The following is a 25,343-nucleotide window of genomic DNA, read 5'->3' on the forward strand; positions in this document are numbered from 1 at the left end:
CGGCGTGGGCGCACGCCGGCCTGGCCCCTTTCTCTCCTTAAGAATTCAAGTTTGGGGGGCGGTCCAGGCCGCGTCACTGTGATGATCCGCTTCAAGCTTTCTTGCACGCTGTCGGCCATCGCGCTTCTCGCCTTCGCGAGCGCCCCCGCGGCGGCTTCCGCCGACGATGCCATCGGCGACCTCCTGGCCGGCGCGGACACCGCCGCCGCCGAAGAGATCGCCGGGCTCGAGACGGTCGGGACCGCAGACCTGGCCGACATCAGCGGCGGCGACGTCCATGTGGAGGACAGCATCATGTCCACCCAGGAGCTGACCGCCGTGAACAGCGACAACAGCATCGTGGGCGATGTGCACGCCGGCGACGTCAACCTCTCCGGAGATGCGCTGCGCGGGTTCAACGGCGTGGGCAACTTCGTGGTCAACACGGGCGCCCAGTCCAACCTGCAGGGCAGCATCACGATCAACATCCTGAGCGTGGCTCCCTAAGCCGGAAGGATGTGGACGCGATGCGCAGCAAGGTTCTTCTTAGCGCCGCGGCGCTGATCGCGCTCGCGACCGCGGGCCTCTCCGCGGCCCCGGCCTCGGCCCAGGTGGCCCTGGTGGAAGGCGGCGACAGCTACTTCGTCTCCGTCCGCTCGATCCGCGAAATCCCGTTCCGGACGGTGGTCCGCCAGCAGTACGACTACAGCTGCGGCTCGGCCGCGCTGGCCACCCTGCTGGCCCACCACTACGGCAAGAGCGTCGGCGAGGCGGAGATCTTCCGCGCCATGTACGCCGCCGGCGACCAGGCGAAGATCCGCAAGATCGGCTTCTCGCTGCTCGACATGAAGAACTACCTGGAAGGCCAGGGCTACAAGGCCGACGGGTACAAGATCAGCCTGGCCCAGCTGGAGAAGTCCCGCGCCCCGGCGATCACCGTCATCCAGATCGGCACCTACAAGCACTTCGTGGTCATCAAGGGCGTGCGCGACGGCAACGTGCTGGTCGGCGACCCGGCCCTGGGCCTGAAGATCTACACGACCGAAGAGTTCGGGAAGATGTGGAACGGGATCGCCTTCATGATCCGCGGCGTGCCGGCCCAGCAGGTGGCCTACAACCGCGAGGACGAATGGCGTCCGTGGTCGACGGCGCCGCTCGACGAGCGCCTCGGCGACAAGTCCCTGGCCTCCTTCGACCGCCAGCTGCGTCCTCTCTACCAGATCGCGCCCGTGGCCGATCTGCAAGGCTACCTGGAGTGAGGGTTCCCATGCGCCGCGCGATGCTCACTGGCATGCTGATGGCCGCCACGGCCCTCGCGACCCAGCCGGCGCTGGCGCAGGAGGCCATCGGCCCCGGCGAAGACTCGCCGTTCGGCGGCGACGTCTATCCGATGAACACCACCGAGCTCGAGGCCGAGCGCGGCGGGCTGATGACGCCCTTCGGCGAGATCAACTTCGGCGCCGTGCTGCGCACCATCATCGATGGCAAGGTCGCCCTCGAGACCCAGCTCGTCTGGACCCCCACCGGGCCCGTGCAGTCGGTCATCTCGAACGTCTCGAACGTGGTCCAGAACGTCCAGTCGGGCCTGAACATCACGCCCGACGCCGGCGCGACCAACGGGGCCCTGCAGGGGACCGGCACGCCGCCGCTGAAGGACATGCCGGGCATGGACCTGACGCAGCAGAACCTCAACACCGGCCTGAACCAGGCGGTTGACAAGACCGGCGACGTCACCCCGACCGGCGGCGACGCCCTGTCCCTGGCCGGCCAGTTCGTGCCGCCGAGCAATCCGACGATCGACAGCCTGATCGACGCGGCGCAGGGCCTGACCGGCGGCGACCTGCCCAAGCCTCCGGCCCCGCCGAACCCGCCGGCCGGCGGCGGCGGAAGCGCGTTGACGGGTGCGACCGACCTTGCGGGGGGCGTCCTCGACATCGACGCCACCGGCACGCCGGGCGAGATCGTCAAGCAGGTGACCCAGACCACCCCGCCGACCACCGACGATCCGATCGGCGACCTCGTCGTCGCCTCGACCACCAACGGCCAGACGCCGCAGCAGGTGATCCAGGCGGCCGCGGCGCTGGGCATCGACCTGAGCGCCATCAACGGCGGCAACGCAATGGTGCTGGCTGGCGAGGACGGCGGCGGCACGGCGATCCTGCACAACATTAGCGAGACGGGCCTGAGCAACATCCTGCTCAACACCGCCAACAACCAGGACATCCGCATCGAGACGGACATCACCCTGGTCATGCCGGGCCTGGAGGCGTTCCAGCAGGACATCCTGTCCCAGAACCTCCAGCTCGACCTGTTCGACGCCATCGGCAACGCCCTGACGAACGCCCTGCCCTGATCCGACGAGCCCCTGGCCCAGATACGAAAAAAACGCCCGCCTCCACCGAGGCGGGCGTTCCTGTTTTCGGACCGATGAGCCGCGACGAAATCCCTGCGGATCTCCTGCGGCTTAGCCGGCGATCTAGAAGCGGTACGGCACCCGGATCACCCAGCGCATGTCCGGCGCGTCCTTGGTGACCCCGAACTCGAAGTTGTTGCTGAGCGTGACCCGCGGCGTCAGCCGGAAGGACCAACCCATCAGCATCGAACCGACATGGATCTCGTTGGAGCGGGCGTCGATGCCGCTCGGCTCGCCGTCCTGCGGCTCGATCGGGCCGATGTGGGTGACGCTCGGGAAGATGTAGCTGTGGCTGTAGCCGAAGGAGACCGAGAACCGCGGGTTCAGCGACATGCCGTAGCCGAGGTTGACGCCGATGGCGTCGCCCGGGTCGACTTCGCCCACCCGGGCGCCGCCGATGATTTTGTTCACGTCTTCGGGCTTGTTGTAGATGTAGGTCAGGCCGCCGAAGATGACGCCGGGATCGGTCGGGTAGAGCATCGTCACCCCGCCCTCGACGCCCCAGAAGCCCGAGCCGGTCGCCAGCTCCAGCGCCACGCCGGCCTCGTTGTAGCGCAGGTCGAAGGGCCCTTCGCCGGTCGGCGCCTTCACCCGGCCGTTGGCCACGAAGATCGGCCGGCCGCGCTCGCCGCTGGTCAGCTGGTAGCGGGCGCCCAGCTCCAGGTCGCCCCAGCCCTCGCCGTTCAGGCGGCGGACGCGGCTCAGGGTGTCGTTGCGCTGCTGGACGGTGGTGATCACGTCCTCACGCCAGACCCAACCGCCGCGAGCCTCGATCTCGAGCCGGTTGGTGACCCCGTAGCGGACGCCCAGGTTGTGCACGATCGTGTCGCGATCCGCCTCGGTGGCCTCGATCAGGCCGAGGTTGATGCCGGGCACGATCTCGATGCCGCGGAACACCAGGCGGTTGGCGCTCGAGCGGACGTATTCGATCGACGGGTCGACCACGAACCGGCCGCGCGGCGTGAGGACGCCCGCGCGCTCCGGCAGCGCGGCGACGTCCTCTTCCTTGATCTGGGGGGCCGGCGGCGCCTCGCCCACGGGGCCGGTCGGCAGCGGGGCGTCGGCCGACGACTGCTGGGCCACCTGGAACTGGCCGTCGGGATTGGCGGGCGCCTGCGTCTGGCCTGCGCGGACCTGGTCGAGCTCGCCCAGGAGGATGTCCCGCGCCTGCTGCAGGCCCTGCAGGGCGATGCGCTGCTCCGAGAGCAGCCGCTCGTTCTCGGCCAGGCGCCGCTCCTGCTCAGCCAGCCGCTCTTCGATGCTGCGGAGCCGCTCGGCGGTTTCCGGATCGATCTCAGCCTGCGCTGCGCTCGAGAAACAGACCGCCGCGATCGCGATCACGCTCGCGCCCGCGAGCCGCGCCGCGCGTCCGCGGCCCCAAGACACTACCGTCGACATATGCTTCCCCCGCTGCAGGACGCCCCCTGCCCGGCTCTCTCGCGGGAAACTTAGCCGTAATTCGTGTCGCGGTCGTTAAGCGTAGACAACGCGAGGTAGCGAAATTCGGTCCGGTGTGACTTGCGGGCCAACATCGTGGTCCACCAGCTTGGCCAGCCGCTCGCGCGCCCGGTTCACCCGGCTCTTCAGCGTACCGACGGCGCAGCCGCAGACCTCGGCCGCCTCCTCGTAGGACAGGCCCGAGGCCACCACCAGCAGCAGCGCTTCCTTGGCGTCCGGCGTCAGCCGGTCCATCGCGCTGAGCAGTTCGCCGTACTGCAACCGCCACTCCTGCTCGGGGCTGCAGGCCATCCGCGCGGCCAACTTGCCCTCGACGTCCTGCACCGTGTTCCGGCGCTTGGCGATCGAGGTGTAGAAGGTGTTGCGGACGATCTTGAACATCCAGGCCTTGAGGTTGGTGCCCATTTCGAAGCCGTTCCTCGAGCGCCACGCGCGCATCAGCGCGTCCTGCACGAGGTCATCGGCGTCCGAGCTGCACCCGGTCAGGCTCATCGCATACCCCCGAAGAGGCGGAATAAGCGCTATCACTTGATCCTTGAAGGGATCCGACATCTGCCCACCATCCCTGGCGGCGCTGGCACCGTTGCCCCGCGACGCCATCCTGACTCCACGGCCCCCGAAGGCGCGTGGACCTAGGTCGCTCCCATCCCCTGGACGGCAGAGGAGGCAGCCCGAGCGACCGCTGTTAGTTGATAAACCGTTAACACGACAGTTTCAACAAATGACGGGCGCCGGCCGCACTTTTCTACTCGGAGGTGAAAAACGCAGAATCTTTTCCCGCCCGTACAACGTCCTAACTCGCCATCATGTCGCCATGTTCCCGCCACTTACCCGCCTCACGGCAAGGTGAGCGCCCCGGGAAAAATGGCGAAGCGAGACCCGCCTGACGCGGCCGAAGCCGGAGGCGGGGACCCGGGCCTCGCCTGCGGCGTTTGGCAAGGAGCCAACATCCGTCAGGAGCCGCATGACCATGCCCCTTCGCCGCCTCGCCGCCTGGATCGCCCCCCTCTCCGCCGCGGGCCTGCTCGCCGCTTGCGGGGACGGCGCGGCGCCGCCGGACTCCGCTGAGGGCGCCGCCGGCGTCGTGCAGTCGGGGAACGCCGCCGCCTCGCAGGATCCGGCCGCCACCGGGTCGCTGAGCGGCGGGCCCAGCGGCCAGACCCCGGCCTACGGACAAGCCGGCGGCGCGCCCTCGGTCGTCACGGAGTCGGGCGACGGCGCCGGGGCGTCGGTCAGCTCGGGCAACTCGCCCACCGGCGGCGAGGGCCGCGGGGGGGACGCCGACCAGCAGACGGTTCCGAAGTAGCGGTCAGCCGGCGGCGGCGGCGAGGCCATCCGCTTCCGGCGGCTCGATGGCGGTCTGCAGGGCCTGGAACAGCCTCGCCGCATCGATCGGCTTGGCGATGTGCCCGTCCATTCCGGCGGCGAGGTACTCGCTCACCTGGTGGCTCATGGCGTTGGCGGTGAGCGCCAGGATCGGCGTGCGCCGCCGCCCGGTGGCCGCCTCGCGCTCGCGGATCCGGCGCGCCGCGGTCGGCCCGTCCATCAGCGGCATCTGGATGTCCATGAGGATGGCGTCCCAGTCGCCCCGCTCCCACGCCTCCACCGCCGCCTGGCCGTCCTCGACCACCACCGGCTCGACGCCGATCTGGTGCAGCAGGGTCTTGAGGACCAGCTGGTTGACGCTGTTGTCCTCGGCGGCCAGCACCCGAAGCGAGAGCGCGGACTCGGCCGGCGCCGCGCCGGGGGCCGTGTCGGGGGCGGGCAGCGGCGAGCGCTGGCGCTCCTCGCCGACACGCGGCAGGGGCAGGCTGACGATGAACCGGCTGCCCCGACCGACCTCGCTGTCCACGGTGATCGCGCCGCCCATCAGCTGAGCCAGCTGCTGGCAGATCGCCAGGCCGAGGCCGGTGCCGCCGAACCGCCGCGTCGTGGAGGCGTCCACCTGGGCGAACTTGTCGAACAGTCTCGAGAGCGCTTCGGGAGGGATGCCGACGCCGGTATCGGCGACGATCAGCTCCAGCGCCCCTTCCCTCCTCGTCGCGGTGACGCGGATCTCGCCCCGCTCGGTGAACTTCAGGGCGTTGGAAATGAGGTTGTAGAGGATCTGCCGCAGCCGGGTGGGGTCGCCCAGATAGACGCCCCGGGCCCGCTCAACGTCGAGGCAGAACGACAGGCCCTTCTTGTTCGCCAGGGCCGTGAAGGCCGAATGGGCGCCGCGGGCGACTTCGCCGAGGTCGAACTCGATCTCCTCGATCTCCAGCTTGCCGGCCTCGATCTTCGACAGGTCGAGGATGTCGTTGAGCACGGCGAGCAGCGCCTCGCCGGACTGGTGGATGACGGTGAGCCGGTCGCGCTGCAGGTCCGACAGCTCGTCGGCGGCCATCGCCTGGGCCATGCCCAGCACCCCGTTCAGCGGCGTGCGGATCTCGTGGCTCATGATCGCCAGGAAGGTGCTCTTGGCGGCGTTGGCCGCCTCCGCCGCGAGTTCGCCCTCGATCGCCCGGGCGCGCGCCTGCCGCAACGCGGTGCGCGAGCTGTCCAGCATGCGGCGCGACAGATGGAAGAAATTCACGGTCGCGACGAGCACGGCCAGCAGGATGACCAGCGCCTTCCCGCTCGTGTCGAAGCCCGCCGTCGCAAGGCCGATCGCAGCTGCGGCCAGCGCATGGGGCAGGACGAGCCACCGGAACGCCCGTTTGTCGGCGTAGTAGTGCAGCAGCACGTAGGCGGCGCCGATGAACAGCGAAGCGACCGCGTAGAGCTTCGCCAGGTCGTCGCCCCGGGTCCACAGGATGTAGGCCATCCCCGCCGGGAAGGCGCCGCTCACCACATTGACCCCGAGTTGCAGGTCGGTCAGCAGCGCGGCCCGCGCGGGGCGCTTCTCGCGCTGGATGAGCCGCATCATCCAGATCGCCGCGAATGTCGGGATCCACACGGCGACGAAGTAGGCGACGGCCCAGAGCGGACCGACCACGAACGCGGTGACCGCAGCGGTCGCCAGGTTGTTGAAGACTCGCGGCAACAGGTTGCGGGCGGAGGCCGCGAACAGCCGCGTCGGGCTGTCGTCCGCCTTGCCAGCCTCCGTCGGCGCCCCCTTTTCGGCGGTTTGCGCCATGTAATCCCCCCAAGTTCGCGGGGAGCATGGCTTACGCGGGTTAACGTTCGCGAAAAATTGTCGCGCTCGGCAGAGTTCGTTTCGCCCGGCGCACAATGCGTCCGGGCGAACACGTTCTGAAATCACACAGCCGGTCCGGCGCTCTATGGCGGAGTTTCGCCGAAGTTCGTAATTCGAGTATGGTGCGGCGGGGATTCTGCGGGAGGGGAAGGTCAATGCGGAGCGCGGTTGCGCTTGTGGCGCTCGCGGTGCTGGCCGGCTGCTCCAAGCCGCCGCCGTACAAGCTCGATATGCCGATGAAGGAGATCATGGGCCACGTGGTCGACCCGGCCGCCGACATGATCTGGACCGCCTCAGGCTATGAGATCACCGAGGCCGGCGAGCGCGAGCTGTTCCCGACCACCGAAGAGGGCTGGCTGGCCGTCGAGAACGGGGCGACGATCGTCGCCGAGAGCGCCAACCTGCTGATGCTGCCTGGGCGCGCCGTCGACGACGGCGAATGGATGCAGCTGGCGGCCCGAATGGCCGACGAGGCCATGGTCGCCAAGGCCGCCGCCGTGGCCAAGGACAAGGACAAGCTCTTCGCCGCCGGCGGCGCGCTCTACCAGAGCTGCGTCGCCTGCCACGACAAGTACATTCCGAAGTAGGGGCGAGCCGCCAGCTCGCCGCCGATGGGGGGACCGATCCGAATGTCGCTTCATGAGTTCGTGGTCTGGCTCGACCAGACCCCGTGGAGCAATGCGCTCCACGAGTCGCTCTACATGTACGCCATCATCGAGACGAGCCACGTCGTCGGCATCATGCTGTTCGTCGGCACCATCGCGATGGTCGACCTGCGGGTGCTGGGCGTCTCGTTCCGCGAAATGGCCGTCTCGCAGATGCTGGCGCGCATCCTGCCTTGGACGGTGGCCGGCTTCGTCTTCATGATCGCGACGGGGCTGCTGCTGTTCTTCGCGATCCCGGACCGGACGTTCCACAGCGTCTGGTTCCGCATCAAGGTGATCCTGCTGATCGTGGGGGCGATCAACATCTGGATCTTCCACAAGCGGGTCCAGCGCGACATCCACAAGTGGGACACGGGCGTGACCCCGCCGCTGAATGCGCGGGTGGTCGCAGCGCTCTCGCTGACGGTCTGGTTCAGCATCATCGTGATGGGCCGGTTCATCGCCTACAACTGGTACGACTGCGACCGGCCGCAATCGGACTTCGTGAAGGCCTTCGCCGGCTGCACCGCGGAGACCTTCTGAGCCATGGACCTCTATCCCCTGTTCGAACAGTTGGAAGCGACCGCCGTCGGCACGGCGATCCGCGAGTCCCTGTGGCTGTTTCCCGTCGTCGAGGCGGTCCACCTGCTCGCCCTGGCGCTTCTCGGCGGGGCGATCTTCGTGCTGGACCTCAGCATTCTGGGCGTCGGCCTGCGCGCGCCGTCGGTGGCGGTGATCGAGAAGAACACGCGGCCGTGGCTCTACCTGGCGCTGGCCGTGCTGATCGCCACCGGCGTCGCCCTGGGGTTGTCCGAGGCCCTGAAGCTGCTGGACCGCAGCGCCTTCTGGCTGAAGATGAGCGCCCTGCTCGCGGCCCTGGTCTTCACCTTCGCCATCAAGATCCCGGTGCTGCAACGCCGGCCGGACGCCGCCGTGCTGAAGCTCTTCGCCGTGGTCTCTATCGGACTGTGGCTGACCGTGGCGATCGCCGGACGCTGGATCGGCTTCTCGTAGGGCCGGGAATCCGGAGCCCGGATACGAAAAAAGCCCTCCCCGCGGATCGCGGGGAGGGCTTCTTGTTTCAGAGCGGCGACGGCGCGCGGGCCGCGCCGGGGCCGGATCAGCGCGGCCGTTCGGTCGGGTCCGAGCCGTCGCGCGGCGCGCCCGTGCCGGATGAGCCCATGAACACCTTGCGCCCGTCGGGGAAGGTCACGTCCCGGCCGTTGGCCTTGCAGGCCGGCTGGCAGTAGCGGTCCTTGGACTGGTAGCCGCGCACGACGATCTCCGTCCCCGGCTTCAGCGTGTTCCGGGTCAGCCCCTGGCGCAGCAGGGTGTTCGGCGTGCCGCCCTCGACCATCCAGTTGGTGGTCTTTCCGTCCTTGCCGACGACGGCCATGTGCACCCAGGCGTGGGGATTGACCCACTCGACCTTTGTCACCTTGCCCTGCAGCCGGACCGGCGCATTGGCGTCGAACTCCGCCGCGAAGGCGTGGTGGGCGTAGGCCTGCTGGGCGAGCGCGCCGGCGCCCAGCAAGGCGGCTCCGGCGAGCGCGGTCAGAACGCGGCGATCGATCATCTCACTTCTCCTTGAGCCGCCGCCTTCCCCGGCGCAGCGGCGGATGTCGTCACGTGAATACAGTATGGCCTCGAAATCGGCCGCGCGTCAGGGCAGCGGCTCCTTGCGCAGGTGGCCGTACATCAGCTCCTCGACGAACTCGACGCACTTGAACTGCTGCAGGCGCGCGTCCTCGCCGACCCGTCGATAGAGATTCATGCTCATCTTCCAGGGACGGGTGAAGGTCTCCGGATCCTCGATGGTGGCCTCGTAGCGCATGACGTTCGGTCCGGTCGGCGTGTAGCGCTCGGTCACCGTCATCGTCGCGGAGTGGTGGTTGCCGGCCCGGTCGAACCAGGTCGAGTCCAGCTGTCCGGTGACGGTGACGACCAGGGTGTCGCCTTCCCACTTGCCCACCGACTGGCCCATCCAGGAGTCCACCGGCGGCGGGCCCGGGTCCTGGAACAGGATGTTGCGCACCGCGCCTGCGTACTCGTAGGCGAACAGCATCGATTTGTCGGAATGGAAGATCTGGAACGGCAGGTGCATGTAGTTGGCGCGCGGGACGCCCGGCAGGTAGCACTTGATCTCCGGGTCCCGCTCCAGCCATTTCTCGCGGTTCTCGTTCCGCTTGGCGAGGGCTTCGGGCTTGTAGGGGATGACGCCCCCCTCCACGACGCCCAGGCCCGCCGGCACGGCGCCGACCGCGCCCAGCGCCAGCACCTCCTTCGCCGGCACCGGGCCGAACGGGCCGGGCCGGAACGCCAGCGCCGCGCGCGCGGCGTGGGGCTCGATGTCGTAGTTGGCGTGGTTCATCACCTGCCAGACGCCGTTCAGGTCCGGCTTTCCGCCGGGGCCGCGCGGCGCCTTGTAGGGGGCCTCCGCGCCGCGGCGCGCGCCCTGCGCCGCCGCCTCGGACACGGCCGAGCCGCCCACCAGTCCCGCAAGGGCCAGCGCCAGAACTATCGCCTTCATTTCCCCTCCCCTCGTGCTCGCCGGGCCTCCCGTCATACCGGACCTTCGAGCCGTTTCCGCTAAGCTAGTGCAGCCCATGGCGGAGCGCCACTGCGGACTTGTTGCGTGGGTGAAACCTGGGCGGGTGACCTCCAGCCGGGTTCGCGCGTTTCAATAGGGGTGATGGCTGCGAGGGCGGATGCGATGGCGGACTACGCGCTCTACGTGTTCGGAGCGGACGGGGCGTTCGAGGGGTTGGTGGAGCTCGACTGCGTGTCGGACGGCGAGGCGACGCAGATCGCCTTCGGCGCCGAGAGCCCCTTCGGCCACGAACTGTGGCGCGGCGACAGCTTCCTGGGCTGGTTCGGCGCCGGCGCGCGCAGCCTGAGCGAGGAGGACTAGGCGGCCTCGTCCGCAGGCCGCAGCGCGTGAAAGGCCTCGGGCGCCAGCTCGATGCGGACGTGTCGGTCCAGTTCGAACGTCTCGCCGTCGAGCAGCGCGGGGATCGGCTGATCCGATTCGATGTCGGCGGTTCGCAGCTTGGCGCGCTCGACGGTCGGATCGGCGCGCCAGTCGCGGAAGGTCGCGTTCCAGGCCAGGCGCAGCGCATCGCCCGGCCCCTCGACCTTGAACGCCGCGGCCTCCAGCACATCCTCGTCGTCGGACAATTGCCGGGACGTCAGGGGGCAGAGCACCACCACGCTCTCGGCCACGTCCGCCCGGTTGCCGAACCGGTAGCGCAGATCCGTCGAGAGCGCCTGACGCAGCGCCGCCACGCCCTTCTCGACCGCGCCGGCCAGATCGTGCTCGCGCATCGCCTCGCGCGCCTCGGCCATGCGCGACGGCCCGCCCAGGATGGCGGCGATGAAGAAGCGGCGCCCGTTGGCGTCCGCGCCGTGGACGGGCTGCACCTGCGGCTCGGCCAGGGTCGCCTTCAGCGCCTCGCGCCAGTTGCGGTCGCCGTACAGCGCCTTGGGCAGCATGTTCATGGTCCCGCCCGGCAGCGGCGCCAGCAACGGCCCCGAGGCGCCGCAGGCCTCGGCCGCCGCGCGGATCGTGCCGTCGCCGCCCAGGACGATCAGCAGGTCGAGGTCGTGCGCCTTGGCGTCGGCGACCGCCTGGTCGACTTCCGCGCCCGCGCCGCACCAAAGCCGGACGGGGGAGAGCCCTTCGGATCGCAGGATCGCTTCGACATCCTCCTCGGCCTGCACGTCGCAGCTGCCGCTCGAGGTGTTGAGCAGGGCCCCGATACGCAGGCCGCGAAGCTCGACCCGGTCGCCCCCGATCCGCCTCAACGCGCTGACTGCCATCCACCGCCTCCTGCCGGTGAAGGCTCAAATCTCGGCGCGAGAGTTCGTTCCAGCGAGCCGGGGTTCAGCCCTCGACATCGTAGCCGCGTGCGGCCAGGCGCTCGCGGCAGGCCTGCCGCGCACCGGCCCAACCGTCCACGTGCAGGACCATCCGGACCACGTCTCCGGAAAAGCCCGCCTTCTCCACGTGGCCGCGCAGCACTTCCGCCTCCCTGAACCCCAGGGCGCCCAGGTAGCCGACGGAGGCGACGTTCTCGACCAGCGCCTCGGCCCAGACCCGCATCAGGCCCAGTTCCCCGAACGCGAAGTCGAGCACCTGCACGCCGGCCCAGCTGGCCAGCCCCCCGCCCCTCGCCGGCTCGTCGGCCAGGTAGTAGGCGAACCCCGCCTGGCGGCACTCCAGCTCGATGTCATAGAGGTTGATCAGGCCGACCGGCCGTTCGCCGGCCTGGATGATCCAGTAACGCCGCCCCGGGTCGGCCATGGCCGAGGCGAACCAGCGGGCGTGCTCTTCGGGCCCGATCGGATGGTCGGAGTACATCCAGCGGGCGACGTTCGGCTGGTTGCGCCACGCGCGCAGCCGGTCCCGGTCTGAGAGCTCGACGTCCCGCAGTCGCGGATGGCGCGCCGTCATGAGGCCTCTCCCCCGGTAAGCTGCAGCACATCCTGGCTCGTGAAGTCCGGCTTCACCGGATAGAGGCGCTGATAGATGTCCGAGACGAAGGCGTAGTCCTGCGGCGTGTCGACCGTCCACCACAGGTCGGCCTGCGAGGGCGAGCGCTCGACCGACGCGATCCTGAAGCGCTCCGGCCGGCGATAGAGGAAGGGCGTGACATGCTCGCGCTCGTACGGGTCGACGGCTTCGGCCGCCGCCGCCAGCAGGGCCTCGGTCCTCGCCACCTCAACATCGAGCCCCTTGGGGAAGGTCCGCACCGGCAGGACGTTGCTGGTGTAGTCGGCGCCGCTCTCCATGTGGGTGAGCACGACCTCGTCGATGACGCGGGGGTCGGCGAGCGGGCAGTCGGCGGTCAGCCGCACCACCGCCTCGGCCGGCCCGAAGGCGCCGATCGCCCCGGCGAAGCGGCCGAGCACATCGTCCAGCGGGCCCCGGAAGACCTCCAGGCCGAGCCCCTCGCAGTAGGCGGCGAGCGGGTCGTCCTCCGGCCCGACGCTGGTGGCGACCACCAGGCGGTCCAGCCGCCGCGCACGGCGCAGCCGCTCGACCTGGCGGCCGATCATCGGCTCGCCCGCCAGAGGGCGCAGCACCTTGCCCGGCAGGCGGGTGGAGCTCATGCGCGCTTGCAGAATGGTCAGGATCATCGCCGCACCGAGACTGCCGGCGCCCCGCTTTCGCTGTCCTTAACGCGCTCCGCCGCGCGGTTGCACCCGCCGAACAAGGGGCGGATACTGCTCGGGTCGACGCAAAACATACCACACATTCGAACAGGGGCCGCGCCAGACGGCCCAGGGAGGACGACCATGGCGTGGGACTTCGAGACCGACCCCGAGTTCCAGAAGAAGCTCGACTGGATCGAGGATTTCATGCGCGAGGAGGTCGAGCCGCTCTCCGAGCTGGGCCGCGCCATCATGGGCCAGCACGGCCGCGAGATGTTCATCAAGCCGCTGCAGGAGAAGGTGAAGGAACAGGGCCTTTGGGCCTGCCACCTCGGGCCCGAGCTCGGCGGCCAGGGCTATGGCCAGCTGAAGCTCGCCCTCATGAACGAGAAGCTCGGCCGAAATCGCCTCGCCCCCTCCATCTTCGGCTGCCAGGCGCCCGACACCGGCAACGCCGAGATCATCGCCCACTACGGCACCGAGGAGCAGAAGGAGAAGTGGCTGAAGCCCCTCCTCAACGGCGACATCCGCTCGGCCTTCTCGATGAGCGAGCCCACGGGCGGCTCCGATCCGCTCACCTTCAAGACCCGCGCGGTGCTCGAGGGCGACGAATGGGTGATCAACGGCGAGAAGTGGTTCACCTCCGGCGCCTACGGCTCGACGATCCTGATCGTCTACGCGGTCACCGATCCTGACGCGCCCGATCCCTACAAGCGCACCTCCATCTTCATCGTGCCGACCAACACGCCCGGGGTGGAGATCGTCCGTGGCGTGCACACCGGCTCGGGCCAGGCCGAGGGTCCCGGCGGCCACGGCTACATGCGCTACACCAATGTCCGGGTCCCCTACTCCGCCCTGCTGGGCGAGCGGGGCGGCGCCTTCGTGATCGCCCAGACCCGCCTGGGCGGCGGGCGCGTGCACCACGCCATGCGCACCGTCGGCGCCTGCCAGCGGGCGCTCGATCTGATGTGCAAACGGGCGGTCTCCCGCACCACCCGCGACGGCAAGCTGGCCGATCTGCAGATGGTGCAGGCCGACATCGCCGACAGCTGGATCCAGCTGGAGATGTTCCGGCTGCTGGTGCTGCGGACCGCCTGGCTGATCGACAAGCACAAGGACTACAACCTGGTCCGCAAGGACATCGCCGCCATCAAGGTCGCGATGCCCAAGGTCTACCACGACATCGCCACCAAGGCCGCGCACCTGCACGGGGCGCTGGGCGTCTCCAACGAGATGCCGTTCATGGGGATGGTGACCTCGGCCATGGTCATGGGCATCGCCGATGGGCCGACCGAGGTGCACAAGGTCACGGTCGCCAAGCAGGTGCTGAAGGACTACCGGCCCAACAACGACCTCTTCCCCAGCTACCACATCCCGCGCCTGCGCGAGGAAGCCCGCGAGCGGTTCAAGGACAAGCTCGACGAGCTGAAGAGCGCCTACCAGACCCGCGGCGGCGAACGCGCGCCCGAGACGGCCTAGGCTTGTCCGCGCCACGGGATGGGCCATGCTCCTCCCGTGGCGCGAATCCCCCTGATCCTCGACTGCGACGCGGGCGTCGACGACGGCGTCGCCCTCTTGATGGCCTTCGCCGCGCGCGAGGAGATCGAGCTCCTCGCCGTCACTACCGTCGGCGGCAACGTCGGCCTCGCGCTCACCAGCCGCAACGCCCGCCTCGTCCGCCAGCTCGCCGCGCGAGAGGACGTGCCCGTCTACGCCGGCCGCGACCAGGCCATCCTTGCGCCCGGGGTCACAGGCGCCCGTGACTTCCACGGCGAAACGGGCCTCGGGCGCCTCGAGGTCTTCGAGCCTGCCGCGCCGCTCGCCGACGGCCACGCCGCCAACGCCATCGTCAAGATGGTGATGGCCCGCCCCGAGAAGACCGTCACCGTCGCGGTCATCGGACCGATGACCAACCTCGCCCTAGCCATGTTGCTCGAGCCGCGCCTCGCGGGCCGCCTGAAGCAGGTCGTGGCCATGGGCGGCGCCCGCCGCGAGGGCGGCAACATCACCGCCTCGGCCGAATTCAACATCTGGGCCGACCCGCACGCCGCCCAGGTCGTCGTCGCCTCTGGCTGTCCGCTGGTGCTGATGGGGCTCGACGCCACCTTCCAGGTCCGCACGACCGCCGAGCGGCTCCAAGCCATCCGCGCCATCGGCACGCCCAAGGCGCTGGCCGCGGCGGAGCTTCTGGGCTTCACCCGTGGCGTCTACGAGCGCCTGACCGGCGATGGGGACTCCCCGCTGCACGATCCCACGACCATCGCCTGGCTGCTGCGGCCGGACCTGTTCGAAACCCGCTTCTGCCGCCTCGAGATCGAGACTAGGTCCGAGCTCACCCGCGGCCACACCGCCGTCGAATTCCGCCTCGGCGACGGCCCCGCCCCGCACGTGCAGTGGACGACCCGTGTGGACGCCGACGGCTTCCACGCCCTGCTGCGCGAACTGCTCGCCCGGCCATGAGCGGCCCTCCGATCACCGTCGTCGGCTCGATCAACCTCGACTTCGTGGCCCAGGCGCCAAAGCTGCCCGCCCCCGGCGAGACCGTCACCGGCGCCCGCCTCGCCCGCCACCCCGGCGGCAAGGGCGCGAATCAGGCGCTGGCCGCCCGCCGGCTCGGCGCTCAGGTCGCCCTGGTCGGCCGCGTGGGCGCGGACGCCATGGCCGACGAGGCCCTCGCCCTGCTCCGGGCTGACGGCGTCGACCTCTCCGACTGCGCCGCCGATCCCCATGCGCCGACCGGCGTCGCCCTGATCGCCGTCTCTCCCGACGGGGAGAACCAGATCGTCGTCGCCTCCGGCGCCAACGCCGCCTTCACGCCGGACCGGCTGCCAGGCCGCCTCGACGGCGCACTGATCTGCCAGCTGGAACTGCCGATAGAGACGGTCGCCGCCGCGGTTGAGAGGGCGGAGGGCTTCGTCTGCCTGAACCTTGCGCCGGCCGCCCCCGTGCCGGAGGCCCTGCTCCGCCGCGCCGAGCTCATCGTCGTCAACGAGACCGAGGCCGCCGCCTGCGGCGAACGTCTGGCGCACGCCGGCGGCCTGGTGGCGGTCACCTACGGCCGCCGAGGCGCGGAGCTGAGGAAGGCCGGAGACAGGATCGCCGAGGCGCGCCCGCCGCAGGTCGAAGCCGTCGACTCCACCGGCGCCGGCGACGCCTTCGTCGCCGCCCTCACCCTCGCCCTGCTGGAAGGCCGCGAGCCGGAGGCCGCGCTCGCCTTCGCCTGCGCCGCCGGGGCGCTGGCCGCGACCCGACGCGGCGCCCAGCCGTCCCTCCCCCGCCGCGACCAGGTGGAGGCTTGCCTGGCCGCCCGCCCCGCGCCTTGATCGGCCCATGTCCGACCGCGTCCCCGAGCTGAATCTGCGCGACTACCTGGCAGGTCCGCCCGCCGCCCGGCAGGCCTTCTCCGAAGGCCTGTTCGCCGGGCTGCAGGACTTCGGCTTCGTCGTGCTGAAGGACCACACGGTCTCGCCCGACCTCCTCGACCGCGCCTACCGCATGGCCGAGGCCCTGTTCGCCCGTCCCGAGGCCGAGAAGCTGCGCTACGCCCAGGGCCTGCGCGGCTACACCCCCTTCGGGGTCGAACACGCCAAGGACAGCCGTCACCCGGACCTGAAGGAATTCTGGCAGATCGGCCACGAGCCCACGCCCGACGCCGAAGAACCCTTCCCGCCCAACGTCTGGCCCGAGGAGCCCGCCGGCTTCAAGCCGACCTTCCAGGCCCTGTTCCAGGCGCTCGACGAGACCGGCCGCACCGCCCTCGACGCCCTGACCCCAGGGCTCGGCCTGCCGCAGGGCTGGTTCGAGGACAAGGTCCGCCACGGCACGTCCATCCTGCGCGTGCTGCACTACCCGCCGGTCGCCCCAGAGACCGAGCCCGGCGCCGTTCGCTCGGCCGCCCACGAGGACATCAACTTCCTGACGATCATGGTCCCGGCCCGCGGCGCGGGCCTGGAGATCCTCCGCCGCGACGGCCGCTGGCTGCCCATCGAGACCGACATCGGCGGCCTGATCGTCAATTCCGGCGACATGCTGGCCCGCCTGACCAACGAGGTGATCCCCTCGACCACCCACCGCGTTGTCAACCCGTCCGGCCCGAACGTCTCCCGCTACTCGATGCCCTTCTTCCTGCACCCGGCCTCGTCCGTGCGGCTCGACTGCCTGCCCTCCTGCGAGGGCGCCGGCGCGAAGTTCTCCCCGATCACCGCCGGCGAGTTCCTGCACGAGAGGCTGAAGGAGATCGGGCTGGCGTCCTAGGAGCCCGGCAGCGAGATCGGCGCGTCACATCCGAGCCACGCGCGCACCTTGGCTACCTTTTCGACGCTACTCTGGTTCGCCGTCCGAGGCACAGGTTTCCGGACGACCCGACAGGCCTCCTCCGCTTCTCCCATCCGATGGAGTGTAAGCGCGAGGCCGACCAGGGTTGGCCAATGATACCCGCTGGTCGTCAACGCCACGCTCCGGAAGAACCACTGCTCAGCTTGCTCCTCCAGAGTACGGACCTTGTCGAACCAGGGAACACCTACTCTCAACACCAACTCCGCGAGTTCCGCTGGACCATCGGGATCATCAGTTTTCCACCAGCGATCGGCGCCACCAATAAGATCACTGATGCGAGTGCCCCCTTGCGGTATCACGGCGTGTTCGGAGCCGGCGATCTCGCGATAGAGCTTCTCTGTCTCGAGGTCTTTCACGAACAAGTTCACGTTGACGCCGCCTAGCCAGCTCGACTGACGGTTCACGCATTCCCAGATGTCACCCCTTACGCGAATCCAATCGTCACGATTGCGCTCGAAACCGAGTGGTCGAAGCACCTTGTCTAACGCCTTGGCATACGAAATCCGGCTCACATGAAGTCCTTGGGATTGTAGTAGATGACGCGCGTCCGGTTGCCGGTAGTTTCGGTGTATCTTTTCGCCGCCTTCGCGCCGGCGCTGGACCAGTTGTCGCCGACCCGAGCATATTTTAGCCGCTCCGGGAAATAGAGCGGCGTCACTCTTGCGACGTGCGGGGCCGCCATCCGCGCCCCGAGCATGCCCGCCCCCGCTAAACCCCTAGTTCGACCCGCGGATCGACGGCTTGCCCAGCAGCTGGTCGGCGATGATCCGCTGCTGGATCTCGCTGGTCCCTTCGAAGATCTTGGTCAGCCGCGCATCGCGCCAGTAGCGCTCGGCCGCGTGCAGCGTCGTGTAGCCGGCCCCGCCGAAGATCTGCAGCGCCTCCGATGTCACCCGCTCGGCCATCTCCGAGGCGAACAGCTTTACCATCGAGGTCTCGACCCGCACCGGCTGGCCGGCGTCGATCTGCTGGCAGCAGTGGTGCATCAGCTGCCGCGCCGCCTCGATCTCGGTCGCCATGCTGGCGATCTTGAAGCGGATGGCCTGGAAATCGCTGATCGGCTGGCCGAACTGCACCCGCTCCCTGGCGTAGGCCATCGCGTCCTCCAGCGCCCCGCGCGCCAGGCCGATCGACCGCGCCGCCGTGTGCGCCCGGGCGAGCTCCAGCGCGAACGCCGCCCCTTCCCCCGCCTTCATCTCATCGGCGAGCGATCCGCCGGGCGCCCGGACCGGCGCGCGCGTCCCCTCGAACCTCAGCTCCCAGGTGCGCCATCCGAAGTAGCCGATCTTCGGGATCGGCGCGCCCGTGCAGCCCTGCGGAAGCTCGCCCCTCGGCTTCTCCACGGAGATGTTGATGGTTCGCCCTTTCGGGCCGGCCTCTGGATCGTCGATCCGGCACAGCACGCTGATGTAGTCCGCCCCGTCGGCGAAGGTGCACCAGTACTTGTTGCCGGTGATCACCCACTCATCACCCTCGCGCCGCGCCCGGCAGGCGACCCCCGAGAGGTCCGATCCGACGCCCGGCTCTGAGAGCGCGACGGCGCCCAGGTACTGGCCCTTGGCCATCAGCTCGATCTTGCGCCGACGTTCCTCGCCCGTCCCAGGCACGGAGGTGTAGAAACTGTTGCCCCGCGCGATGATGCTGGCGACGCTCATCCACGCCCGGGACAGCTCCTCGGCCACCAGGCAGTACTCGAACGCGCCGAGCCCCAAACCGCCGAGTTCCTCCGGGATGAGGATCCCGAAGAACCCAAGCTCGCCCATCTTGTCGATCAGCTCGCGCGGGATGTCGCCCTTCTCCGGGTCCAACCGGTTGGCCACCGGCAGCACCTCGTTCATCGCGAACTCGCGGGCCACGTCCCGCATCATCCGCCGCTCGGGCGTCAGATAGCCGGCGGCCACGGCCTACATCCCGATCAGGTCGGCGCGGCGCACCGTGTTCTCGATGATCCGGATGGACGCGGCGTCGACCATCGTCCCCTCGACGTTCACCGACCCGACGCCCTGAACCAGAGCCTCCTCGTAGGCCGCCTTCAGCTTGCGCGCCCGGGCGACCTCCTCCGCCGTCGGCGAGAAGATCTCCAGCGCCGGGCCGATCTGCGCCGGGTGGATCGCCCACTTGCCGGCCATTCCCAGCATCACCGCCTTTTCGGCCTCGGCCCGGTAACCCGCCTCGTCGCGGAAGTTCGCATAGGGCCCGTCCACCGGGTCCAGGCCAGCCGCCCTCGCCGCCATCGCCACCCGGAACCGAGGGTAGTGGAAGACGTCGCCCGGGTAGCCCTCACCGCTGCCGATCTCGCGCAGCTTCATCTGCTGGCTGGCCGAATAGTCGCCCATGCCGAAGATCAGGCACTCCAGCCGCGGGCTCGCCGCCGCGATCTCCTCCACCCGCTGCAGCCCCTGGGCCTCCTCGATCAGCACCTCGATGCCGATCCGGCCCGGCTCCAGCCCGAGCCTCGCCTCCAGCTGGCTCAGCAGCAGGTCCAGGAAACGCACGTCGCCGGCGCTGTTGGCCTTGGTCAGCATCAGGGTGTCCAGATGCCGCCCAGCGCCCTCCACCACCTCGATCACGTCCCCGTGGCACCACGGGGTCGTGACGTCGTTGATCCGCACGCAGCGGGTCTTGCGCCCCCAGTCCAGCCCCTTCAGCGCCTCGACGATGGTCTTGCGCGCGCCCTCCTTGGCCGAAGGCGCCACCGCATCCTCCAGGTCGAGGAACACGTGGTCGGCCTCGGACGCCGCCGCCTTGGCGATCATCTTCTCCGAGACGCCCGGCACGGAGAGCTGCGAGCGGCGCAGCCGCATGGGGCGGGCCATGGATCCTCCTTCACCGGCGGGGGCGGGGCGAAGTCTCGCCCGTCAGGTCTTCCGAGTGCTAACCGGGCCGGCGCGCACGAGCAATGGCGGCGCTGGCTGTTGCTACCGGCCGCCGGACGCGCTTCTGTGCGCGCCAACTTAACGCTGATAACGGGAGATGCCGGTGGCCATCGAGAATTCAGGCAAGGGTCTGCAGCTGCATTCGCTGATCAAGTCGAGCGGAGAGCTGGAACTGTCGCTGGTCGAGGTGGACGTCCCCGAGCCCGGTCCGGACGAGGTGGTGATCCGGGTCGAGGCCTCGCCCATCAATCCCTCCGACCTCGGCCTGCTGCTCGGCCCGGCGGACCTGGGCGCCGCCCGGGCGGGCGGCACGAAGGACCGCCCCGTCGTGACGGCCCCGGTGCCCGAGCGGTTCATGCGCGCCGTCGCCGCCCGCCTCGACCAGTCGATGCCGGTCGGCAACGAGGGCGCCGGCGTGGTCATCAAGGCGGGCTCCGACGCCCAGCACCTGATGGGCAAGACCGTCGCCGCCCTCGGCGGGTCGATGTACGCCCAGTACCGCCTGGCCAAGGTCGCCGAGTGCCTGGTGCTGCCGGAGGGGACGACCCCGGCCGAAGGCGCCTCGGCCTTCGTCAACCCGCTCACCGCGCTCGCCATGGTGGAGACCATGCGGATGGAGGGCCACAAGGCGCTGGTCCACACCGCCGCCGCCTCCAACCTCGGCCAGATGCTCAACAAGATCTGCCTGAACGAGGGCGTGGACCTCGTGAACATCGTCCGCCGGCCCGAGCAGGCCGAGCTGCTGCGGGGCCTCGGCGCGAAATACATCGTCGACCAGAGCTCCCCGACCTTCATGAGCGACCTCGTCGAGGCGGTCGCCGAGACCGGCGCCACCCTCGCCTTCGACGCGATCGGCGGCGGCCGGCTGGCGGGCCAGATCCTCACGGCCATGGAGCAGGCAGCCAACCGCAACGCCTCCAGCTACAGCCGCTACGGCTCCAACACCTACAAGCAGGTCTACATCTACGGCGGCCTCGACACCGGCCCGACCGAGCTCAACCGCGCCTTCGGCTTCGCCTGGGGCGTCGGCGGCTTCCTGCTCACGCCGTTCCTGGGGAAGATCGGGCCGCAGCGGGCGCAGGAGCTTCGCCAGAAGGTCGCCGACGAGATCAAGACCACCTTCGCCAGCCACTACACGGCCGAGATCTCGCTCGCGGAGGCGCTGAACCTCGACACCATCGCCGCCTACAACAAGAAGACGACCGGCGAAAAATACCTGATCAACCCGAACAAGGGTCTCTGACCCTGGACCCGGTCCCGATTGGCTCGAGCCAATCGGGAACAACAGGGTCGTCGCTTGCAATTGAGAGCCCTTCTTGTCCACTCACGACCAGGGTCGTGAGTGGGAAGGGCTCTGGCGGCGGGGACAGGGCGGCCCTATCTGGCGGACAACCTCTGCCATAGGAGAGCGCCTTGTCCCTGTCCCTCTACGACGCTTCGATCCCCGGCTACGTGCGTATGCTGCGCAACCTCTCGGCGATCTTCGCCAAGGCCGAGGCGCACGCCGCCGCCAACGGCGTCGACCTTCAGACCTATGTCGATGCGCGCCTGGCGCCCGACATGGCCTCGCTCGTGGGTCAGGTCCAGCTCGCCAGCGATGCGGCCAAGGGCGCCGCCGCCCGCCTCGCCGGCATCACTTCGCCGAGCATGCCCGACGTGGAGACCACCTGGGCCGAGCTGAAGGCGCGGCTCGAGAAGACCATCGCCTTCCTCGAGACCATCAAGCGCGAACAGGTCGACGGCGACGAGGACCGCACCGTCGAGCTTCCCCTCCCCGGCCGCACCCTGACCTTCACCGCCCGCGACTTCCTCTTCCAGTTCTCGCTGCCGAACTTCCACTTCCACATCGTCACTGCGTACGCCCTGCTGCGCGCACAGGGCGTGCCGCTCGGCAAGGTCGACTACCTGGCCGGCGGACAGTCGTTCTGAGCTAGCGCGCGAGCGCGTTGGGATCGAACTGGAGCGCGCCCAGCCGGTCCCGGTTCTCGCACTCGGCCACGCCATTGAGGATCTGGTCGGCGGTAAGCGAGGTCCCGTCCTGGCTCATGAACGCCCGCGCCACACTCGAACATCCCGGCCGGTCGGCGACCAAGTTCAGCTTGGGCGCGGTCCCGACGGCGCTGCAGCCGGCCAGCAGGGCGCCCGCCGACGCCAAGGCGATCAGCTTGATCATTCTTCAAAGCTCCTGAGCGATTGAGGTTCAGCTCGCCGGCGAGATGCCGGCGAGCGCCGCCTTCACACCTTCGTAGATCTCGGGCGAGGCCGTCTGGAGGGCGTAGAGGCCCAGGCCCAGGATCCACGGCCATTTTCCGGTGACCCACCGGCACAGCGCATCGACCTCAGGGAGATGCTCGCCCACGCCGCCGCCAGCCTTACCCTGCTTGAGGGCGAGGCGGCCGCATCCGAAGCCGTCTACCGCCTCGCCGACGCCATGGTCGGCTGCTCGGGCGCGGCCGACTAGACGGGCATGGCCTCGAACAGCCGCCGCACGTCGGCGTCCGGATCGTTCACCACCTTGGACTCGACGTCGAAGACCATCGTCGTCCGCGTCTGCGGGGTGTAGGCCGCCCAGCCCGGGTCTCCCGTCCGCGCGAACCGGACCCAGGCGCTGCTCACCGCGTCGGCCACCTTCTGCGCGTCGGGCCCGGTCCCCACCATTGAGGCCGACTTGGCCACGTTGTCGAAGACCATGGCGTGTTCCACCGAGTGCGGCGACTTCCACTTGCCCCCGTCCACCGGGCTCTCCCAGGCGAACAGGTACATGTAGGCCGGCGCCCCGCCCTGGGCGGTCTTGCGCTCGGCCTGCACGTAGGCCCGCCGCCGGAACCGGTACTCCGTGGTCGCGGTGAAGTAGACGTCGCTGGGCCTGGCCTGCGGGTCGACCCGCCGCAGCTCGGCGATGACCTGGGCCGCGTCCAGCCCGCGCAGCTCCGGCGCGAGCCGGGCCGGCAGCGCCTCCCAGGTCAGGCTGAACAGGCTCTCGTCCCGCCCGCCCACCAGGCTCGTCGTCTCGTCCTTGGTCGTGCCCACCAGCAGCGGCACGCCCTTCGAGATCTCCGGCGCGTCCGGATGGAACGGATGACGCGGCAGCGCCCGGCCGTCCACCACCGGCCGGAACTCGGCCCCCGCCTTGGGCAGCGCCTCGCTGATCGCCCGCATCGGCAGCGCCCGCAGCTTGCCCACGTCCGCCGCGGACAGCCCCAGCGCCGCCAGCACCTTCTTCGTGCTCTCCTCGGCCTGCGCCGGCTCCAGCACCTTGATCCCCGAGCCGCTCTGCACGATCGCCTTGTGGAACAGGCCCGCCGCCGCCGGCATGGCCATCAGCGCCGAGACCTTCCCGCCCCCGCCCGACTGGCCGAAGATGGTGACGTTCCCCGGATCGCCGCCGAACTCGGCGATGTTGTCCCGCACCCAGGTCAGCGCCTGCACCATGTCCAGGCTGCCGACATTGCCGCTGTCGGCCAGTTCGGCCCCGCCCAGCCCGGCCAGGTACAGATAGCCGAACGCGTTCAGCCGGTGGTTCACCGTCACCACCACCACATCGCCGCGCCGCGCCAGGCGCGTGCCGTCCGCGTAGTGGCTGGAGGCGCTGCCGCTGGTGAATCCGCCGCCATGGAACCAGACCATCACCGGCCGGCCCTTCCCGTCCTTCAGCCCCGGCGTGTAGACGTTGAGGAACAGGCAGTCCTCGCTCTCCGCCCGCGGGTTCGCCCATGAGGCGTAGACGCTCGGCCGATCCGCCCCCAGCTGCGGCGACTGGTTGCCGAAGTCCGCCGCCTCGACGACCCCGCTCCACGGCTCCGGCGGCCGCGGCGGGAGGAACTGCCGCCCCTCGGTGCTCGCCCCGTAGCGCACGCCCTTGAACGCGTGGATTCCTTCCACCGTCCGTCCGCGCACCTGCCCGGCCCGGGTCCGCGCCACCGGCCCCGCATCTTGCGCCAGCGCCGGCCCGGCCAGCGCCGCCGCGGCGCCGGCCCCGATCAGCAGCTCCCGGCGTCCCACGCCCGGTCCCTGAGCCATTGCACCCTCCCTGTTGGTTGTTTTGCAAACAGTGCACCGGCGAGCGCCCGCCGCTCAAGGGCGCTGCACGAGGCGCATCCCTCGGGACTCACAGATTTCTTTTCCGATCGTCCCCCACGGCTGCAACCCGCGCCGAACCAGAGAAGTTGACGCCCAAAGCTCGAGAGGACGCGAACCCGCATCATGCCTGCCCCGCATACCGAGACAGCGCTCCAGCATATTCGCCGCATCGTGACGATCGCCGCCCAGCCGGGCGCGCCGATCACCCGTCAGGAGGCGTTCGAGCAGATCATCGAGGAGCTGGAGCTCGCCGGCTTCTGCCCCGAGCTCGGCGACGGCCTTCCTGCGGAACCTCCGGCCCAGACGCGGCGCGCGAACTAGCGCCCCATCGATCCCGCAGTCCGCTCGCACGCAACCTTCGCCGTGCGCGCCGCGTTTCGCGCCCGGACCTGAGGGAGCGCTGCGCATGAAGTTGCCGATCGCCGTTTTCGCCCTCTTCTTCGCCGCCGCCACCGCCGTGACGGCGCAGCCCGCGCCGGCGCCGACGCTGACCATCACGCCGGGCGAGACCCTGCTCAACGTCACCGCCGAGGGCCGCAGCCGCCGCCAGCCCGATCTGGCCATCTTCTCGGCCGGCGTCGTCACCCAGGCCAAGACCGCCGGCGAGGCCCTCACCGCCAACGCCCAGCGGATGGACGCGGTCATCGCCGCGCTGAAGCGCGCCGGCATCGCCGAGCGGGACATCCAGACCTCCACCCTGACGCTGCAGCCGCAATACACCCAGCCGCGCCCGCCGGAGCCCTATCCCCGGCGCGATCCCGCCGGCGCCGTCATCGAACCGGCCGAGCCCCAGGCTCCGCGGATCATCGGTTACGAGGCCCGCAACAGCGTCCAGGTCCGCGTACGCCGCCTCGGCGAGATGGGCCGGGTCATCGACACCCTGGTCTCCGCCGGCGCCAACCAAGTGGACGGCCCCTCCTTCACCGTGGAGGAGCCCGAGCCCGCCCTCGACGAGGCCCGCGTCGCCGCCATGCAGCGGGCCCGGGAGCGGGCCGAGCTCTATGCGAAAGCCGCCGGCCTGCGCGTCGGCCGCATCATCTCCATCAGCGAACAGGGCGGCTACTTCCCCGTCGCCGAGCAGATCGTCGTCACCGGCTACCGCGGCGGCCCCGCCGCGCCCCCGCCGCCGCCCTCGCCGGTCCAGCCGGGCGAGGTCGCCCTCGGCGTCAACCTGACGGTGCAGTTCGCCCTGGTGCGCTGACGCCGTTTGGCCGAGGGGACTTCCC

At 69.8% G+C, this 25,343-nt stretch carries 31 protein-coding genes; 16 read left to right on the top strand and 15 right to left on the bottom strand.

Annotation, left to right across the window (positions count from 1 at the left end; all coding sequences use genetic code 11):
• Positions 1-81 precede the first annotated feature (81 nt).
• From ACFSC0_RS18660 to ACFSC0_RS18670, 3 genes are read left to right on the top strand one after another with little or no spacing between them, the layout of a single operon-like run.
• Positions 82-486 carry a hypothetical protein gene (locus ACFSC0_RS18660; RefSeq protein WP_377355229.1) on the top strand — a complete coding sequence of 135 codons (405 nt, stop codon included), beginning with the start codon at positions 82-84 and terminating at the stop codon, positions 484-486.
• 20 nt (positions 487-506) lie between these two features.
• A complete protein-coding gene (locus ACFSC0_RS18665; protein ID WP_377281490.1) occupies positions 507-1,238 on the top strand; it encodes a C39 family peptidase in 732 nt (243 codons plus the stop codon).
• Positions 1,239-1,246: 8 nt separating this feature from the next.
• Complete coding sequence (locus tag ACFSC0_RS18670) at positions 1,247-2,332, top strand: hypothetical protein (protein WP_377281491.1); 1,086 nt, start codon at positions 1,247-1,249, stop codon at positions 2,330-2,332.
• Positions 2,333-2,455: 123 nt separating this feature from the next.
• On the opposite strand, the gene ACFSC0_RS18675 is transcribed toward ACFSC0_RS18670, so the two are convergent.
• Both ACFSC0_RS18675 and ACFSC0_RS18680 read right to left on the bottom strand, forming a co-directional pair.
• Positions 2,456-3,733, bottom strand: a complete 1,278-nt coding sequence (locus ACFSC0_RS18675; RefSeq protein ID WP_377281492.1) for a transporter — start codon at positions 3,731-3,733, stop codon at positions 2,456-2,458.
• A 132-nt stretch (positions 3,734-3,865) separates the two neighbouring features.
• Positions 3,866-4,450: a sigma-70 family RNA polymerase sigma factor gene (locus ACFSC0_RS18680; RefSeq protein WP_377281493.1), complete on the bottom strand. Its 585-nt coding sequence runs from the start codon at positions 4,448-4,450 to the stop codon at positions 3,866-3,868.
• Positions 4,451-4,814: 364 nt separating this feature from the next.
• On the opposite strand from ACFSC0_RS18680, the gene ACFSC0_RS18685 reads away from it, so the two are divergent.
• A complete protein-coding gene (locus ACFSC0_RS18685; RefSeq protein ID WP_377281494.1) occupies positions 4,815-5,156 on the top strand; it encodes a hypothetical protein in 342 nt (113 codons plus the stop codon).
• 3 nt (positions 5,157-5,159) lie between these two features.
• Here ACFSC0_RS18685 and ACFSC0_RS18690 read toward each other — a convergent pair whose 3' ends face one another.
• The gene (locus ACFSC0_RS18690) at positions 5,160-6,968 is read right to left on the bottom strand and encodes an ATP-binding protein (protein ID WP_377281495.1); all 1,809 of its coding nucleotides are present in this window, start codon (positions 6,966-6,968) and stop codon (positions 5,160-5,162) included.
• Between the two features lie 215 nt (positions 6,969-7,183).
• Between ACFSC0_RS18690 and ACFSC0_RS18695 the strand changes: the two genes are divergently transcribed.
• The 3 genes from ACFSC0_RS18695 to ACFSC0_RS18705 are packed head-to-tail and all read left to right on the top strand — an operon-like array spanning position 7,184 to position 8,686.
• Positions 7,184-7,615, top strand: coding sequence for a hypothetical protein (locus ACFSC0_RS18695; protein WP_377281496.1), 432 nt, complete (start codon positions 7,184-7,186; stop codon positions 7,613-7,615).
• A gap of 42 nt (positions 7,616-7,657) precedes the next feature.
• On the top strand, positions 7,658-8,215 hold the full coding sequence (locus ACFSC0_RS18700) for a DUF6644 family protein (protein WP_377281497.1): 558 nt from the start codon (positions 7,658-7,660) through the stop codon (positions 8,213-8,215).
• Positions 8,216-8,218: 3 nt separating this feature from the next.
• Positions 8,219-8,686, top strand: coding sequence for a DUF6644 family protein (locus tag ACFSC0_RS18705; protein ID WP_377281498.1), 468 nt, complete (start codon positions 8,219-8,221; stop codon positions 8,684-8,686).
• A 106-nt stretch (positions 8,687-8,792) separates the two neighbouring features.
• On the opposite strand, the gene ACFSC0_RS18710 is transcribed toward ACFSC0_RS18705, so the two are convergent.
• Together ACFSC0_RS18710 and ACFSC0_RS18715 are read right to left on the bottom strand one after the other, a co-directional pair.
• Positions 8,793-9,248, bottom strand: coding sequence for a DUF6152 family protein (locus ACFSC0_RS18710; protein ID WP_377281499.1), 456 nt, complete (start codon positions 9,246-9,248; stop codon positions 8,793-8,795).
• Between the two features lie 87 nt (positions 9,249-9,335).
• Positions 9,336-10,202 (bottom strand): hypothetical protein, encoded by an 867-nt coding sequence (locus ACFSC0_RS18715; protein WP_377281500.1) that lies wholly within the window; start codon positions 10,200-10,202, stop codon positions 9,336-9,338.
• Positions 10,203-10,385: 183 nt separating this feature from the next.
• On the opposite strand from ACFSC0_RS18715, the gene ACFSC0_RS18720 reads away from it, so the two are divergent.
• Positions 10,386-10,583, top strand: a complete 198-nt coding sequence (locus ACFSC0_RS18720) for a hypothetical protein (RefSeq protein WP_377281501.1) — start codon at positions 10,386-10,388, stop codon at positions 10,581-10,583.
• Here the strand turns inward: ACFSC0_RS18720 and ACFSC0_RS18725 are convergent.
• The 3 genes from ACFSC0_RS18725 to ACFSC0_RS18735 form a co-directional block, all read right to left on the bottom strand.
• The gene (locus tag ACFSC0_RS18725) at positions 10,580-11,491 is read right to left on the bottom strand and encodes a diacylglycerol/lipid kinase family protein (RefSeq protein WP_377281502.1); all 912 of its coding nucleotides are present in this window, start codon (positions 11,489-11,491) and stop codon (positions 10,580-10,582) included. The genes ACFSC0_RS18720 and ACFSC0_RS18725 overlap by 4 nt on opposite strands.
• Positions 11,492-11,555: 64 nt before the next feature.
• Positions 11,556-12,125, bottom strand: coding sequence for a UDP-4-amino-4,6-dideoxy-N-acetyl-beta-L-altrosamine N-acetyltransferase (gene pseH, locus ACFSC0_RS18730; RefSeq protein ID WP_377281503.1), 570 nt, complete (start codon positions 12,123-12,125; stop codon positions 11,556-11,558).
• The gene (locus ACFSC0_RS18735) at positions 12,122-12,811 is read right to left on the bottom strand and encodes a cytidylyltransferase domain-containing protein (protein ID WP_377281504.1); all 690 of its coding nucleotides are present in this window, start codon (positions 12,809-12,811) and stop codon (positions 12,122-12,124) included. The genes pseH and ACFSC0_RS18735 overlap by 4 nt, the downstream gene beginning before the upstream one ends.
• A 159-nt stretch (positions 12,812-12,970) precedes the next feature.
• On the opposite strand from ACFSC0_RS18735, the gene ACFSC0_RS18740 reads away from it, so the two are divergent.
• Genes ACFSC0_RS18740 through ACFSC0_RS18755 form a run of 4 tightly spaced genes read left to right on the top strand, consistent with a single transcriptional unit; the run spans position 12,971 to position 17,080 of the window.
• Entirely contained in the window at positions 12,971-14,305 is a 1,335-nt protein-coding gene (locus tag ACFSC0_RS18740) for an acyl-CoA dehydrogenase family protein (RefSeq protein ID WP_377281505.1), read from the top strand.
• Positions 14,306-14,341: 36 nt separating this feature from the next.
• Entirely contained in the window at positions 14,342-15,286 is a 945-nt protein-coding gene (locus tag ACFSC0_RS18745) for a nucleoside hydrolase (protein ID WP_377281506.1), read from the top strand.
• A complete protein-coding gene (locus ACFSC0_RS18750; RefSeq protein WP_377281507.1) occupies positions 15,283-16,149 on the top strand; it encodes a ribokinase in 867 nt (288 codons plus the stop codon). Before ACFSC0_RS18745 ends, ACFSC0_RS18750 begins: the two co-directional genes overlap by 4 nt.
• Before the next feature lie 7 nt (positions 16,150-16,156).
• Positions 16,157-17,080, top strand: a complete 924-nt coding sequence (locus tag ACFSC0_RS18755) for an isopenicillin N synthase family dioxygenase (RefSeq protein ID WP_377281508.1) — start codon at positions 16,157-16,159, stop codon at positions 17,078-17,080.
• Here the strand turns inward: ACFSC0_RS18755 and ACFSC0_RS18760 are convergent.
• Genes ACFSC0_RS18760 through ACFSC0_RS18775 form a run of 4 tightly spaced genes read right to left on the bottom strand, consistent with a single transcriptional unit; the run spans position 17,077 to position 19,977 of the window.
• Positions 17,077-17,673, bottom strand: coding sequence for a DUF4304 domain-containing protein (locus ACFSC0_RS18760; protein ID WP_377281509.1), 597 nt, complete (start codon positions 17,671-17,673; stop codon positions 17,077-17,079). The genes ACFSC0_RS18755 and ACFSC0_RS18760 overlap by 4 nt on opposite strands.
• The gene (locus ACFSC0_RS18765) at positions 17,670-17,858 is read right to left on the bottom strand and encodes a hypothetical protein (RefSeq protein WP_377281510.1); all 189 of its coding nucleotides are present in this window, start codon (positions 17,856-17,858) and stop codon (positions 17,670-17,672) included. The genes ACFSC0_RS18760 and ACFSC0_RS18765 overlap by 4 nt, the downstream gene beginning before the upstream one ends.
• A gap of 19 nt (positions 17,859-17,877) precedes the next feature.
• The gene (locus ACFSC0_RS18770; RefSeq protein WP_377281511.1) at positions 17,878-19,062 is read right to left on the bottom strand and encodes an acyl-CoA dehydrogenase family protein; all 1,185 of its coding nucleotides are present in this window, start codon (positions 19,060-19,062) and stop codon (positions 17,878-17,880) included.
• Between the two features lie 3 nt (positions 19,063-19,065).
• Positions 19,066-19,977, bottom strand: coding sequence for an HpcH/HpaI aldolase/citrate lyase family protein (locus ACFSC0_RS18775; RefSeq protein WP_377281512.1), 912 nt, complete (start codon positions 19,975-19,977; stop codon positions 19,066-19,068).
• A 163-nt stretch (positions 19,978-20,140) separates the two neighbouring features.
• On the opposite strand from ACFSC0_RS18775, the gene ACFSC0_RS18780 reads away from it, so the two are divergent.
• The gene (locus ACFSC0_RS18780) at positions 20,141-21,280 is read left to right on the top strand and encodes a zinc-binding dehydrogenase (protein WP_377281513.1); all 1,140 of its coding nucleotides are present in this window, start codon (positions 20,141-20,143) and stop codon (positions 21,278-21,280) included.
• A gap of 170 nt (positions 21,281-21,450) precedes the next feature.
• The gene (locus tag ACFSC0_RS18785; protein ID WP_377281514.1) at positions 21,451-21,966 is read left to right on the top strand and encodes a DUF1993 domain-containing protein; all 516 of its coding nucleotides are present in this window, start codon (positions 21,451-21,453) and stop codon (positions 21,964-21,966) included.
• Between the two features lies 1 nt (position 21,967).
• On the opposite strand, the gene ACFSC0_RS18790 is transcribed toward ACFSC0_RS18785, so the two are convergent.
• From ACFSC0_RS18790 to ACFSC0_RS18800, 3 genes are all read right to left on the bottom strand, one after another.
• Positions 21,968-22,210, bottom strand: a complete 243-nt coding sequence (locus ACFSC0_RS18790) for a hypothetical protein (protein WP_377281515.1) — start codon at positions 22,208-22,210, stop codon at positions 21,968-21,970.
• A gap of 27 nt (positions 22,211-22,237) precedes the next feature.
• Complete coding sequence (locus ACFSC0_RS18795; protein WP_377281516.1) at positions 22,238-22,396, bottom strand: hypothetical protein; 159 nt, start codon at positions 22,394-22,396, stop codon at positions 22,238-22,240.
• 98 nt (positions 22,397-22,494) lie between these two features.
• Positions 22,495-24,057: a carboxylesterase/lipase family protein gene (locus tag ACFSC0_RS18800; protein WP_377281517.1), complete on the bottom strand. Its 1,563-nt coding sequence runs from the start codon at positions 24,055-24,057 to the stop codon at positions 22,495-22,497.
• A 183-nt stretch (positions 24,058-24,240) separates the two neighbouring features.
• On the opposite strand from ACFSC0_RS18800, the gene ACFSC0_RS18805 reads away from it, so the two are divergent.
• Both ACFSC0_RS18805 and ACFSC0_RS18810 read left to right on the top strand, forming a co-directional pair.
• Positions 24,241-24,438, top strand: a complete 198-nt coding sequence (locus ACFSC0_RS18805) for a hypothetical protein (protein WP_377281518.1) — start codon at positions 24,241-24,243, stop codon at positions 24,436-24,438.
• An 85-nt stretch (positions 24,439-24,523) separates the two neighbouring features.
• A complete protein-coding gene (locus ACFSC0_RS18810; RefSeq protein WP_377281519.1) occupies positions 24,524-25,318 on the top strand; it encodes an SIMPL domain-containing protein in 795 nt (264 codons plus the stop codon).
• Positions 25,319-25,343 lie beyond the last annotated feature (25 nt).

The sequence above is a fragment of the Phenylobacterium terrae genome, assembly GCF_042681205.1.
Taxonomy (GTDB): domain Bacteria; phylum Pseudomonadota; class Alphaproteobacteria; order Caulobacterales; family Caulobacteraceae; genus Phenylobacterium; species Phenylobacterium terrae.